General features: G+C 38.7%; 7 protein-coding genes. All 7 read right to left on the bottom strand.

The window, feature by feature from the left end; translation table 11 throughout:
- Positions 1-207 precede the first annotated feature (207 nt).
- The 7 genes from AC13EX_RS16210 to AC13EX_RS16180 all read right to left on the bottom strand — a co-directional run bounded on the left by AC13EX_RS16210 (position 208) and on the right by AC13EX_RS16180 (position 15777).
- Positions 208-1596: an alkaline phosphatase D family protein gene (locus tag AC13EX_RS16210; protein ID WP_482893476.1), complete on the bottom strand. Its 1389-nt coding sequence runs from the start codon at positions 1594-1596 to the stop codon at positions 208-210.
- Between the two features lie 220 nt (positions 1597-1816).
- On the bottom strand, positions 1817-3202 hold the full coding sequence (locus AC13EX_RS16205; RefSeq protein WP_482893475.1) for an alkaline phosphatase D family protein: 1386 nt from the start codon (positions 3200-3202) through the stop codon (positions 1817-1819).
- 395 nt (positions 3203-3597) lie between these two features.
- On the bottom strand, positions 3598-5298 hold the full coding sequence (locus AC13EX_RS16200; RefSeq protein WP_339711975.1) for a RagB/SusD family nutrient uptake outer membrane protein: 1701 nt from the start codon (positions 5296-5298) through the stop codon (positions 3598-3600).
- Between the two features lie 29 nt (positions 5299-5327).
- On the bottom strand, positions 5328-8423 hold the full coding sequence (locus tag AC13EX_RS16195; protein ID WP_482893474.1) for a SusC/RagA family TonB-linked outer membrane protein: 3096 nt from the start codon (positions 8421-8423) through the stop codon (positions 5328-5330).
- 729 nt (positions 8424-9152) lie between these two features.
- Entirely contained in the window at positions 9153-11150 is a 1998-nt protein-coding gene (locus tag AC13EX_RS16190) for a RagB/SusD family nutrient uptake outer membrane protein (RefSeq protein ID WP_482893473.1), read from the bottom strand.
- 12 nt (positions 11151-11162) lie between these two features.
- Entirely contained in the window at positions 11163-14672 is a 3510-nt protein-coding gene (locus AC13EX_RS16185) for a SusC/RagA family TonB-linked outer membrane protein (protein ID WP_048643910.1), read from the bottom strand.
- 136 nt (positions 14673-14808) lie between these two features.
- On the bottom strand, positions 14809-15777 hold the full coding sequence (locus AC13EX_RS16180; RefSeq protein ID WP_482893472.1) for a FecR family protein: 969 nt from the start codon (positions 15775-15777) through the stop codon (positions 14809-14811).
- Between the last annotated feature and the right edge of the window lie 21 nt (positions 15778-15798).

Here is a 15798-nt window from a genome sequence, read left to right as displayed (position 1 = left end):
ACCATAATTCTTATTTCTCAAAGAATACAAATGGTTAGAAAAATTGATAAATAGAGATTCAGTTTTTAATCGAGTAGAAAAGTATCCTCAATTAAATACTTATTATTAGTTTTTAGTAATCTAAGCCAAATTATTAAAGGTATTAAAAGAAAACCTATCCGGAATTATTATTTAAATCGCATGATCACTTATACCTCTTAGGCTTACTCATGGTGTTAATTCACTTTTTCTAATTTTTTTCTCGAAAATAGAATGTCCATCTTCACTTACAAGCCGGAAAACTACAGCCGGGTCCTTTTTAGAAGGGAGGTAAGTAAATTCTCCAAAAGCAAATTCCCCGTCGATGCCATACAATTGGGTGTCCCAGGAAGGGTCATTGGCGGGAGGCCCTACCCTTGCACCCAAACTAGCAGCTTCAAACTCATAAAATCCAAAATTAGATTTCCTTGGTATGGTAAATCCTCTGGCCCCGTGTCTGTCTCCCGAAATAAGCAAGACACCACTGATATTATTTTCTTCGATAAAACTAAACAACTCTTCCCTTCCTTCGGGGTCATTTACTCCCCATGAATCTTTACCATTGGATACATAATCACTCCACATGGATCCACAGGACAGGACAATAAATGGTCCTTCACAATCCAATAATTGTTCTTTTAACCAATTCATCTGTTGAGGGCCTAAAAATGAACCTTTTTTCCCGGTTCTAAAAAATCGATTGTCCGTCATGATGATGTCAAAGGGGCCTATTCTATCTCTTGTAAAAATCCCCTCCTGATTGGCTTCATCCCCGTAGGAATGATTGACCCATGAATGCTTGAATACTTCTCTAACACCATTACGACCCTTTTCTGAGTATCCTTCAGGTATCCCGGCTTTGTCATTATCAAAATAGTCATGATCATCCCAAGAAGCATAAACAGGAGTTTGTGCAGCAAAGCCTTGCCAGGCTGGTAAAAAATCTCTTAATAAATAATCAGCTCTATGCATGCCCAAATGATCATTTCTATCCTGAACAGCTATATCTCCTAAAAACAGCATCGCTTGATTTCCTCTCTTTTGAATTTGCTCCAGCAAAGTATGGTTTCCTAAGCCCCAACGGTGCGGGCAGGAACCAAAAGCAATTTTCACCTCTTCATATTGGTTGTCTTCTGGCAAGGTTTTGATGATTTGTTCAACGTTTGGCGAAAGGGTTATACCGTTTACAATGATCTTATAAGGATAGCTTGTAGAAGGTTTTAAATCATCAATTTTTACAACTGCTGATAACTCGGTTTTTCCATCAGTAAATACTGGTCCATAGATTTTCCCTTCTCCAGTTTTCTCAATCCACACTTCTACTTTTGCAGGTTCTAAAGTCCTTAGCCAGACTGAAGCACCATTGGATTTAATTTGTCCAAGCATGGGGCCGGCAAGAATTCCGCGGTTTTGCTGAATAAGCAGGTCTTTAAATGAAGAATTTTTTATTAAATCAGCATAGGATGCATTTTTATCGGCTGATAGAATTTTATATGCCGATTCGTAAAGGTTTATTTCACCATCAGGTGTTGTGCCCCAGTATTTCAAAATCTCCCGGCTATCTGTGCTCTTGTTCATTGGGTGACCTTGTTCACCAAAATTTTGAGCACTGACCTGGAAAGTCATGCTAAACAACAACCCCATCAAAATACAATGGATAGTTATTCGTGGTTGATTTTTTTTCCGATATTTATTGGATAAATCTTTTTTTAATTTCATACTTTGTCTAATATTTTTGAAATTTCTATACTCATCTCCTTTTCTAAAAGAGGATGACGTTATTTCTTAAATCAAAACATCAACTATCAAATTCTACTTTATTCACTATTCTTCCTTCTACATCATAATGCCTGAAGTCAATTTTGGGAACAGAGCCATTTCGGAATACTTTTATTCCCAAAAACCCGCCCTTTACCCTCAAAAATTGATGTTCTGGTCGTTTATCATCTTGAGACCAGCCTCCGGATTGGGAATCTGATACGGGACCTGCACCAAACTCTCTCAAACCTGTTGCTTCATCTATAGAATAATACTGCCAATGCCTGTCTCCATTGACTACAAAAACCCCCTTTTTATCGGACAAAAATCCTCTTATCCAATTTCCTTCTTTTTCAAACAATTGATTGGCATGGTTGTCTCGTTTTTTCTCTCTATCCGGACCAACTACGGGGGTGGGAGAAAACAAGATTTTAAAAGTGGCATCTGATTTTTCAAAGGTTTCTATGAACCAATTCTTTTGCTCTTCACCCCAAATCGTTCTGGGCTGGCCTGCGGATATGTCTTTAGGACTTCGGTATTCCCTCCCCTCCACAAGCCAAATCTGTAAATCTTTTCCCCATCTAAAAGTCCTGTAAGGTTTGTCTTTTAAGGGAACATTTTCTCGCCAAATCTTTAAGCCATTTTCCAAAGTTAACTCACCCAAGGGACTGGAATCCGGATATACATCATCCTTAAGCAAATCATGATCATCCTTAAGCATATAAATTGGCACTTGTTGATAGAATTCCTTAATAGAAGCCCAACCATCCATAGCATGCCACTTGTGTCTGGCCTTTTCTATATCTGTGGCCAATGGCCCAATCCTGTCATAATACACATAATCTCCTGTATGTACGAAAAAATCGGGCTTTAATTTTGCCATTGCATCATAAGTTTTGAAACCCCGCTTGGCATCATCATAATTCCAGAAGTATTGGCAGGTGGAAGTAGTTAAGTTTACCGACTTAATCTCCATTAGGTCAGAAGCAGTATTAAAACTACCTGACACAGATGAATGAACCTGTCCATCCGCTGGCATGGCCTCCAATTCAAAAGAATAATGTTCACCTGATTTTAGATTTGTCAAAGGTATTTGGGCAGTAAAATCATTGATCGATTCAGTTTTATACCAATCTGTTTCTACAGTTTTCCCCTTTGCCTTGTATTTAATTCTAACTTTTCCTTTAGCCCCAACAATGGCACCATCCATATTTTTCACCGGCTGATTTTCATCAAAATCTACCGGGTAATAATTGTTGGCTTTAGGCTTTGTTTTGGCCTTTTTATGAATAATCGGTTTAGGCTTTTTACTATGACTAAGCCTGGTCCATACGACTGCCTCAGTTGTAGATACTTCGGTTACTTTAAAGCCATTCGGGAAATACAACTTTCCGGTGTTCTTAGGCAAGCCAAAGAGATTTTTCATGGCCAACAAGGGTTTCACCCTCCCCACAAAAAATGAAATTAAAAAGAAACTAAACTTTCCTAAAAAGGATCTTCTTTTGGACACTTTCACTTCCATTTTTATCTAATTATATGTTACAACATCAGCATTTTATTGCAATTCAAAATCAGCCCTTAACTACTGTTATCAACCTTACTATTGGGTAGGCAGGTTCACCATCGACTACCTAAACTAGACTCTCCAATCAGTTTGAATTTCTTGCTGTTACTAAATTCTCTGAGAAAGCTCGGAAAATTCTATTACATAATCCAACTTTAGTTGTATGACTGCAAATGGTATAGCCGGTATTATTCCTTGATTCGAGAATAATACCGGCTTATTAATGAATACTGCTATTTCAATCTCGATAAATTTGATCAATAGCCGGGATTTTGCCCTAAATCTGCTTCAATATTCTTTTCAATTTCGTTGAAAGGTATAGGCCATAAATTGTTGTGAGCTTGATACAGTTCTCCGACCCATGGATTCTTGGCTTTGGTCCATTCCACCAATTTCCCTAATCTAGTAAGGGTTAACAAACGAAAGGATTCATAATGCAATTCACGCAAGCGCTCATCCAATAAATAATCAATGTCTAAATCTGCCGAGTTGATGACCGGGGCCTGAGCCCTATTCCTTACCGTATTTACATCTGCAGCAGCATTTTCCTTATCCCCCATTCCGAGGTAAGCTTCTGCCCTTAATAAATAAGTTTCTGCCAAGCGTATAGCGTATCTATCTCTAAATGTTCGCTGGGCTGAATTGGTAAGTGAGCCTGGAACAGTCTGATCATTATGGTACAATTCCGTTGGGTGTTGGCCGACGACGGAAGCTTTTGCAAATACAGGAAAGAAATTCCGAGTTGTATCATTTACTGAACTTAAGGCAATGGGTACATTGTCTTTGAAAACCCATTTCCCGTTGTGATCCGAACTTGGGTTATTGACTATAAAATCCCTTACGATATTGTACTCAGAATTCCTCATGTCTTGTTCATAACCACTTTTCCTCCAAATATTGTCATACAAATACCGAGTAGGGCTCATAAATCCTGATCCTCTGCCGTAGTAATTGGTATTTGGATAAGGGATCAATGGGTGAACTGACCCATCATTATTGGCAATTTTTGCTTGCCAAAGCCTTGGAATTACAGTCCTTTCCAATTGAAAACCATCATTCCCCCCGGGAACATTAAATTCGTACTGCAATACCCATATGGCCTCCGTATTTCCGGACATTCTGTTTTGGTTTCCTTGTCTGAATAAGTCCCAATATACATCACCTCCAAATGTAGGATGGTCCACCATTGAGCCAAACCTTTCGGTCATTAATGCAGTCTGAGGATGATCAATAACCTGGGAAGCCGCGTTTACCGCCTCCTGCCATTTACCTAAAGAAATATAAACCTCAGATAATAAATGGTAAGCTGCCAGTTTATTGATTCTGGAATTGTCTACATCGTCCACATCAGGCAGTTCCTGGGCCGCCAACAATAAATCAGCTGCACTTTGCTGGTATACTTCTTCTCTGCTGGAGCGAACAAAATCTCTCCTAGGGGAAGTTACTTCTTCCAACACTATGGGGACATCTCCATAAAGGTTGGCTAACATCTTGTACATAAAGCCTCTAAAAAAAGCGGCTTCAGCCTGCACACGTTTATTTTGTTCAGCTGTCAATTGACTTTGTGGGCCTTCAGATCTACCTATGATCACATTGACATCATAGATGATGCGATAGGCAGGTCTCCACATGGCTTCATAAACAAGACTTGTATTGGTAGGTAAAAGCAATGAACCTCCCCAATCAGGTCTCGTTCCAAAATTCTTGTGCGCATAAACCATGTCCGTTCCATCCCATGAAATGGCCGGAAAACTGTTTTGGTTATCGCTTGTATAAAATTCGTTTCTTACCTGAGCGTATAGGTTTAACACAGCAGCATCAAAATCATTGACAGTCACATAAGCAATTTCAGGAGAAAGAAAATCCTTAGGAATCTCTTCCAAAAAACTATCCTCATTACAGCCGAGAATAAGAAAGCATGCGATTAATATCAGGAATTTATTTTTTATCGTTTTCATGTATTTATAGTTTAACGGCCAAAAAATCATTAAAAACCAAGATTTAATCCGACAGAGTATCCCTTGAGTACAGGTCTTCCGGTACGGTTAATATTTTGGCCGGTTTCAGGATCCCATCCGGGCCATTTGGTAAGAGTGTACAAGTTTTTGCCACTCACAAATACCTTAAGGTTTTGAATTTTTAACTTGGTCAACAATTCCCTTGGGAAATTATAAGCTAAGGAAACATCCTGAAGTCTAACAAAACTCCTTGGAATATACCTTGTGCCTGCTATTCCACTGGAAATATTAATATTTGGGCGTTCATAAATTGCATCGGTATTCTCCGGTGTCCAATAATCCAAGCCCAATGGAAAATCATTATTAAAGTGATTTTCTTGGTTAATGATTTGCCAACTATTGATATTGTCCATCCCTAAATACCTTGAATTGCCACCTTGAATAGAATTAATAAACAATCTAAAGGTCCAATTTTTATAAGTTAGGGTATTGTTGATACTAAAACGGTAAGAAGGCTCTTCATAGCCAATGATGCTACGATCTGCCGGATCAATCTCTCCATCTCCATTGATGTCCACTACTTTGTAGGCCCCCAAGTCCGAATAGACTGGAATTTCATCATTAATTTGCCATAAACCATTGATGGAATAATCGAAAATAGCATCCAAGGGATACCCGATAAACAAACCTTCGGAAACCAAATCATCCTCTACCCCATCTCCATCAAGATCAAAACCTAACAATTCTCTAAGTTCGTTCCTATTTCTTGAAAACATAAAAGTACTTTCCCAGGTCAAATCATTTTTCCTAATATAGGCAGTGGTAATGGCTATATCCAGTCCTTGATTATGAATTCGGCCAAGGTTATCCGGAAAAGTTTCAAATCTACTGATTCCCGGAATGTCTACTTGGTACAATAAGTCGGTGGTCTCGTTGTTGTAATAATCGATAGATCCACTGATCCTATTTCCAAGAATTGCAAAATCAACCCCTAGGTTAATCCCCGTAGTGGTTTCCCATTTAAGGTTAGGGCTAGCCAATTTATTTATTGCTTGGGTATAAAGTGGAGTTCCATCTGCGGTTATATAATTAAACCCACCTGCCACTGTGGCTAATGTTTGGTACCTACCTACCGTTCTGTTACCATTAGAACCATAGGAAATTCTTAGCTTAAGATTGTTTAGCCAATCTGTATTGTCTGCAATAAATCTTTCTTCACTGGCAGCCCAAGCTAAAGATAGGGAGGGGAAAATGCCAAATTTATTGGTAGCTCCAAAGCCGGAAAAGCCATCCCTCCTAATGGTCCCTGTAAACAAATACCTGTGATCATATCCATAAAATAATCTTGCCATTTGATAAAGGCTGGACTCATTCCAGGCCCCTGAACTGGTTCGCTGTTGGTCTGCACTTCCTGATTGGAGGCTATTGTACCCTAGGGCTGTATTGGCATAGATAAATGAGCTGGCTTGGGTGTATTCAGATTCACGGCTTTCAGAGCCGTAAAGCAAGGTTAAAAATACATTGTGAACATCCTTAAAGGTTTTATTATACGTTAGAATATGGTCACTAGACCAATTGTAATTCAATTGATACATCTTTTGACCTCCACCTTGAAAATTACTTGCATATTCTCTAAAGTAGTAATCTTGATTGGTTGTAAAATTGTTGAGATAATTAACCTTATAACTTAGGCCTTCCAAAAAGGGAAAGTCAATCTGAGCATAAAAGTTTCCAAAGAAATTAAGCCTTTTATCTACAAGATCTGCTTCCAATTGCACCATAGGATTTATGGTGTTTCCCCCGGTAATTTGAATGTACTCTCCATTTTCATCCCTTACCGTCGCAAAGGGAGATAGATACCTGTTCCCTAAGCTTGGTGTAGGCCCCAAATAATTGCTCCTGGTAAAGGCGGATTGTAGCCCAAAGGTTAGCCAGTCAGTTACATTGGTTTCCAAGTTAACCCTTGCATTGATCCTATTGTAACCTTCGTTCACCATATGACCTTTTTGATCTGTATGACCCAGTGATATGTAATAATTGGATCTTTCGGTAGCATTTGCCAAGGACAAGTTATGATTTTGAATATAGGGATTGTCATTGGTCATCAAATCATACCAATTGTCTGATCGACCTTGATTATAAGCCAATATTTCATCACTCGTTTTAAAATTGGAGGAAGGTTCCCAGTTAGGGTTGGGCTCCAAATATCCTGATGGTTCCGTACGGCTATTGTACAAATCAGATTCCTCAGTTTTCTTTAAATAATCGGCTGCCGTACCTGTTTTAAATTCTTTAATCGGCTTTTGAAAGGTAAAGCTATTGGAATAGTTAATGGTGGGCTTACCTAAATCCACCCCTTTCTTAGTGGTAAGAATAATGACACCATTAGAAGCTTGGGAACCATAGATGGCAGCTGCACTTGCATCTTTGAGTACATCAATCGATTTGATATCATTCGGATTTAAATCATTGATATTGCCCCTATATATGACCCCGTCTATAACAATCAAAGGGCTTTGTTCACCTGAAAGTGAGGTTCGTCCACGAATCTGAATATCAGGTTCACCTCCGGCTTGGTTCACTTGTCCCACATTTAAACCGGCAACTGAACCTTGCAGCGATTGCATAATAGATACATTTGGAGATTCCTGAAAAGCCTCAATGTCAGCTCTTACCACAGCCCCGGTTAGGTCAGATTTTTTCTGCACACCGTAGCCTACAACAACAACCTCTTCAAGTGAGGCCATATCTTCTTGTAAAATGACATTGATTACTGTTTGATTAGCAATAATTACTTCCTCGGACTCGAAGCCAATGAAAGAAATTTTAAGCACCTGTCCGGAACCGGCTTCAATACTAAATTTACCATCAATATCAGTAACAGTTCCGATGCTTGTTCCTACCACAATTACTGTAGCACCGGGAATAGGAACATTATTTTGATCGACTACCGTCCCACTGATAGAAGCAGGAAGATCGGTTTTGGAGTTGGCATGATCAATTTCTGATGTTGAATTGAAGATCGTTGTCCCTGCGTGAGTTCTTATTTGCACTTGAAAACAAAATAAGAATACAGCAAACACAGACAGCCATACCAACCGGGAGGTTGTAGACTTTTTTCTCATGGGTTTATTGTTTTGGGTTATTGAATAATTGATAAATGCCCTGCAATAAAAACTACAAAATATTTGGGATTATTTGGCTGCATACAATTTTATTAAAATTGAATATAACCTTTAAATTTACAGGCCAACAATATATAAAATAAAAGATAATTTTTTGATTATTTCATATACAAAAGATATTACTAAACATTTAATCATGATTTTATATTCATCTAATAAGCCATTGACACCTTATTTCAAAGGTTAATTTCTTACAGGGTAATTGCTGCTTTATGAAACTAACTAGTTAATCAAATAAAAAATCATTAATTTTTCGCTCCTAGTAACTGTTACAGGTTACTGCCTTGGAACCTATTAGGTAAAAAGATTAGCGAATTAGTTTGCCTATAAAGAGTGATGATTTAAATACTAACCTACCTAACTAAACGATCTGAATCCATTCTAGAAGCTTCAACCCGGATATGTAATAGGATTTCCCGTAATTACGGGAAGTGTTGCAATCGCAAGAAAATCAGGCTGTTTGGAGATCTTAGCATAACACCGCTATGGTGAAATTGAAAACAGCAACGAAGTGGCTGATTTTGAAGCGATTTCAGCACGTAATAGAATGTCTATTGCATATTTCGGGTTGAAGAAACTAACAAAATTCCATCTACACTTGGAAATAAAAAAAGCAATACCCATAACGGGTATTGCCTTAAAAAAAACTTGATTTATACAGCTAAGTAATTATTCCAATGCACCTTCATTCGCTTGGAGTGACCATCCCGGATTTTGGTAAATAACTGAATTTGAAGGATCTCCACCTGTGGAAGTGATAATAAAATGCTGAATGGCTATTGGTTCCAAGTAATGAGCGGTAGCCCATTTGTAACCATCCTTCACCAAATTGGTGCCTCCAAGCATAATTCTGTAAGGAAGTAGGTAATCACTTTCATCAGGATTAGAAACATTTGGAGTCGCTGAATCATTTGTTCCTGCAGGAATCAATAAAGTTTCATTGGTCTCTTCATCCACATACCAACTTTGCATAGGTCCCCATAATTTGAAACCTTTTGCGATATACGGATCCGATTTAAGTTGATCCAAAGCTCTCCAACGTTTCAGGTCAAAGAACCGCATGCCCTCGGCAATCAACTCATTTCTTCTTTCTCTTCTGATATTGTACAAAATTGGATCTGAAAGCATTTCTCCGGAAGAATATGCGCCCATATCCCCTTCAGCTTCTTTGCTAATAATGGTATTGGCAATGGTAAGGTTAAAGTCAGGACTAACGCCGGCTCTCACCCTTAAGGCTTCCCAATAAGCGGCAGCTTTTGCGTCAATGCTTCCATTGGCTAGGTAAGAAGCTTCAATATAGTTCAGGTATGCTTCTGCTGCTCTAAACACTATTGAACCAACGGTACCTGCTTCACCTACTGTCTGAGATGGCAAATAACTAAACCCTTTCTTTATACCGTATCCGGTTACATATTTGGTTTCTTGGTTACCAATAATTTCCGGCTCCGTTATAAGAACAGGAGATCCATCTGCATTGGTTTGGCCTATTAACCTGACTTCACCTGCATCCTTCATAAATAATTGAAGCCTGTTGTCCCTATCAGCCTTTACATCGGCAATAAAATCGTCTCCATGATATCCTGAACCCGCTGCATAGATTGGTAGTCCATTGGCCATCAAGAAGCTTTCAACAAGTCCTTTAGTGTAACCTGTATTCCCACCGTTTGAATTGATATAAGCATTGATATTGTGACGAATACCTAAGGTATGGTCATATTGTCTCCAAAGTAATACTTCATCATACTGACTCATGTCCAAGTCTCCAAACATTTTATGGTATGGATTTTCAGAGGAATCATAGCCATTATCCAGGGTATTGGTGGTCAATGAAACCTGATCAGCAACCAATTCAGCAGCTTCCATGGCTTCACCAAGAAAATAATCAATTTCTTGATCTATATCAAGGCTGAAATTAGGGTTATCACCTTCTCCAGGCCATCCAGGACCACCAGGAACATGAGCTGTACCTTTATGGTAAAGCAACCATGTGGCTTCATGCAAAGCAACCCTTGACTTGAAAGTCAATGCTGCCATTTGGTTGATTCTGTTCTTTCCTCCCGGAGGGCTTACCAATAATAGGTTGATGGCAGAATCAAGGTCAGAAATAATAAACCTCGCTACTTCGTTCCTAGGCTTTCTTTTAGAAACCTCTGTCAGGGTTTCCATATCATCAGGGAGGGTAGTTTTAACTATTGGATAATCACCTAAACTTTGCACCTTGTTAAAATACTCATAGGCCCTAAGAAAATAACCTTCTCCGATATAATGCTCCACATTGGAAGTATTACCAGAAATCCCATTGGCTTTCCAGCGAGGGACAACAGTTTCGAGGAAATAATTCATGTCCCTTATCTGTCCAAAACTCCATGAACCACCTGTCTGACTAACCCTATATTCACCAGGTATCCATCTATTACTGGCATTGGTGGTGGCTTGGTTATCTGTATGGTTGTCATAGCCAAAGGTACCTACATTCCATCCTGAATGCGTAGGAAAAGCATAATTGGCAATGGTATAAGCTGCCAAATCGGCTTCCGAGTGTAGGTAAGCTTCTGGTGTTACTACGGATAAAGGCTCTCTTTCCAGAAACTCATTACAAGACATGTTCAACAATGGCAATACCATTGCTAAGGCTATATATAATTTAGATTTTATATGTATTCTCATCACAAATTCTCTTTAGAAGTTAACATTTAGACCCAATGAATAAACAGTGGAGAAAGGATAGGTTTTACCATCATTCCAACCGGATAATCCTACTGATTCAGGATCAAATATTTTAGACATTTTAGAGAAGGTCAAAAGATTTTCTCCCGATACATAAAAGCGAGCGTTTCCTACACCAATTCTGGAAACAATTTCTGATGGGAGGCTGTAACCTATTTGCAAGTTTTTCAATCTCATATAGGCTGCACTTTGCAGAAACCTGCTTTGGGTTTGGTTATTTTTACCATTATCAAAAACAGGTCTTGGGAAGTAGGAATCAAGATTCACATCTGCCAGTCCTGCTTGTACCATTGGCGAGTTCTCGTCTCTGTAGAAATCCATGTGCTCCATAAATCCAGCTGCCTGCCACATATTTTGACCTCCGGTACCCCAGAAATAAGGGCCATTTGGCATCCAGTCTCTTTTACCCACCCCCTGGATAAAAATTCTAAAATCCCAATTTCTATATTGTCCGGAAAGATCCAGGCTGTATTTGAATCGAGGTGTGGAGTTACCTAATATTTTTCGGTCACCTGAATCTCCAAGAGTATTGCTACCTGAATTAACCGTTCCATCTCCATTTAGGTCTTTGTACATGATGTCTCCGGCCATCCAATTGGTACCTAATTGATTTTGGTTGGTCGTTTCCAAGTGCTGGTCCATTTCGGCCTGATCTTTTGCTATGCCTACAGTCTCATAACCCCAGATATTGCCACTTAACTCACCTTCATACCATTGGCTAAGGTTATATGTATCATTGGGGTATTTTGTCACTTTCATTTGATCATCTGAAAGCACACCTCTTACACTATAATTAAAATCTCCAATATTGTCTCTCCAAGTTGATTCTAACTCAAAGCCCCAAGATTTTAAATCAGCATTGTTTATTAGCGGAACACTTGTACCCAAAATCACCGGCAATTCTTGTGCGGGGCCAACCATATCTAGGGTAAGTCTAGTGAAATAATCAAAATTCACTGTTAGACGGTTGTCAAACATTCCCATATCCAAACCAATATTGTAACTTCTTACCCTTTCCCAAGTCATGAACCTACTGATAAGTCCCGGTGCAGTGGCAGTATTGGGCTTAATACCATTCACTAACCAACTTCCGGAGTTTACTGAGAAAGGCTGGGTTAGGTAAAAGGGATACCAACTTGAAGTATTCTGGTTGCCAAGCTCACCATAAGACCCCCTGATCTTTAACATTTGGATTTTGTCGTCCCAGGTCCAGAAATCTTCTCTGGCAATATTATAACCTACGGATGCGGAGTTAAACAAATTCCATCTCAAATCTTGGATAAACCGTGAAGAACCGTCATACCTTGAATTGAATTCAAAGAGGTATTTTTCTTTGTAGTTATAGTTCAAACGTCCAAAGAAACCTGCGGTAGCCCAGTGGTTAAGGGCACCTGCATTTTGGAAATTGTCTGTAGCTGTGTTGATAGAAATGACAGTTGGAGTGATTAATCCTGTTCTACTTGCACTGATGTTTCTGTATTTATTCAATTCAGAATTAAAACCAGCCATCACCTTGAAGTTATGTCCTTCGCCTAAATTAAAGCTGTAATCTGAATAAATATTGCTTGTGAAAAAGTCTTCTTTTTGATTGAATTGACTAACAGCAGTATGGCCGGCTGCACTCCAGTAAACAGGTGCTGGATAGGCTTCTCCATCCACATCGTAGGCAAAAGCAGGCAGCACATTGCTATCATTATTGGTATTGATCAACCTATAATTAATGCTGGCAATGATATTCCAGTTATCTTTAGGCGTATAAGTCAACTGACCTTGCATATAATAGAAGTCTTTCAGGTTGTTTACCCTACCTCCTGTTTTCATCTGATTGATTTCAGAAGGGTAAGAATAATATCCATTGGGATCTTTTACCGGAACCGTTGGCCATCTCCTTGCAACATTATGGTAAAAAAGATCATTTAAATGCGTGGCTTTTGTAAAGTATTCCCTCACAAACCTGTTATTGTATAAAAAGGAAACCTTGTCATTGATTTTAAGGTCAACTTTGGCAGTGATACCATATCTGTTAAAACTGTCATCAGCATGTCGGGTAAGTCCTCCTTGGTCCAGATAATTGGCTGAAACGTAGTATTTGGCATTTTCACTCCCACCATTCACACTCAAATTGTGTTCTTGACTGAAAGTCATTGATTTATATTGCTCTGCAAACCAATCAGTATTTCCATTGGATGCAGAATAATATTGCCAACGTTCTCCATTATTATCAGGAATGGTAGAAGTTTCCAACGTACCATTTTGGTATTGAACAATGCGGTCTATGGTTTCATCGTCAAATATGGGGCTTCTTCCCGCATGGTATGCCGCTTCATTGTAATACAAAGAAAAAGTATGTGAATCCATCATGTCCGGTAAGCCTCTAGGCTGACCGAAACGGAAATTGTTGTTATAATTCACCTTTGCTTTTCCTTCTTTACCACTTTTGGTGGTTACTAAAATTACACCAAAGGCCGCTCTCGAACCATAAACTGATGCCGCTGCAGCATCTTTTAGAACGGTAATATTATCAATGTCCTGAGGATTGAGGGCATTTAAGTCTCCATCCATTCCATCAATCAAAACCAAAGGGGAAGAGGTAGAACCTTGACCAATTGTTCCTGCCCCTCTAATATTGAAATTTAGAGATTGATTCAATTCACCACCAAGACCTCCTGTTTGTAAGTTTAGTCCCGGAATAACACCTTGAAGCATTTGCCCAACATTTTGTACCGGCCTTTCTGCAATAACGGCTGCATCTATGGTGGTTACTGCCCCCGTTAGGTTAGCCTTTTTCTGCTCTCCGAAACCAACAACTACCACTTCATTTAGTGAAGAAATTTCTTCAACAAGGGTAACATTTATTACGCTTTGGGATCCTACCTTAATTTGTTGTGCTTCGTAACCTATAAAAGAAAAAACCAATTCAGCCCCTTCAGGAACACTGATGGAGTATTTTCCATCCAAATCCGTGGCCGTACCTATAGAGGTTCCAGGTATAGAAACTGTGACCCCGGGTATAGGGGCGCCGCTTTCGTCAACAACCGTACCCCTAATAGCTATAGCAAATTTTTCAATTTTATTTTTTGCTAAAACCGGTGACAGTTTATTAACCTTGGACTTTTTTATTACGTATATATTCTCGTTAACCCTTTTAAAGTCATAAGGGACTATGGTCGCTAACCTTTCAAGTGCCTCTTTCAGGTTACTGGAAACACTAAGCTTAACTTTGGTTTTATCTGTCAATACGGATTGATTGTAAGCAAAAATGAAATCAGTTTGCTTTTCTAACTTACTTAGAACATCAACCAACGATTCTCCATTGGCATACAATTGAACCTGATAATCTTCCAAACTTTGGCTGGTAGAAGGCTCTGCCACCAAGGTTTGGATTCCCAACAACATGGGTAAGAAGAGTTTTAAAGTTTGTTTTGAAATACGCACAATTATCCTCAGTAAATAATTTTTCATACTTTTATAAGGTTAAATTAATAAATGTAGGTTTTAGCCGGACTCGGATAATTCCTTTTGATTTAATCCCGGAACTGTTGCAGCAGTTCCGGATCTTTTTGGTTTAAAGTCATAAAGCTTACATAGGCAGTTTCATTTAATTGATGCAACTTTTATAGTTTATAATAATCTTTCTTTCATCTACCTTTTCCCAGTCAAAATCAACTATGTTTTTTAATCCATATAGAATTGAATAGAGGCTTTTATTGGAATATGTGGAACGAATGGTGCAAGATTCACCAACGTCCCCTCTAATTTCGATTTCAATGTGGTACATGGATCCAATAGTGGCTATTACTTCTTCGAATGGAACAAAGTCAAATGACATTTTTTCAGCTTTCCAAGCTAGTTCTTCTTCTATGTCAATTTCTTCTACATGAATTTCCTTATTGAGTCGATTGATGGTTGCTTTCTGATTTGGATCTATTAAATTTAAACTTGCCCCTTTAGTGAGATCATTTGTCACGCCAACCTTTCCACTTGCAACCACCACTTCAACCAACTCCTCATTGGCAGCATTTATATTAAAGGAAGTTCCCAATACTCGCGTTAAAACACCATTGCTAACCACTTCAAATGGCTTTTTCTTATTTTTAACTACATTAAAAAAACCTTCTCCTTCCAAGATCACTTCTCTTTTGTCCCCGGCGAAGTTTATTGGAAATCGGATACGGGAATTGGTATTCAAAAATACAGTAGAACCATCTGGTAAGGTAAATGTTCCTTTCTGAGTTTGACTGGTCACTTTTTCTACCCATTCCTGATCAGCATTACTTCCTAAGCCGGAAGAAAATAAAAAATAAGTAAGGGAAAAACCTATCAATAAAACGGCTGCCCATTTAAAAATTGTCAAAGGATCAAACGAAACCTGATTGCCTTTTTTCCTTTCATCAATTTTTTGCTTGACATTGTCTTTCAATGCCAATTCCTCAGCTGGAGTAAGTGGCCAATCTATTTCTCTCCTCTGAATCAGATCAAAAATCTGTCTTATTTGATCTAGCTCTTCGGGACTAGCCTTTCCATTGGCCTGCTTCTTTAATAAAGTTAAAAATATTTCTTTGTTCATTGATTTCATGCTTGTCATAAT

Source organism: Cyclobacterium sp. L-R (assembly GCF_056859355.1).
The sequence above is the reverse complement of the archived record's forward strand: the minus strand, read 5'-3'. Positions and strand labels throughout refer to the sequence as shown.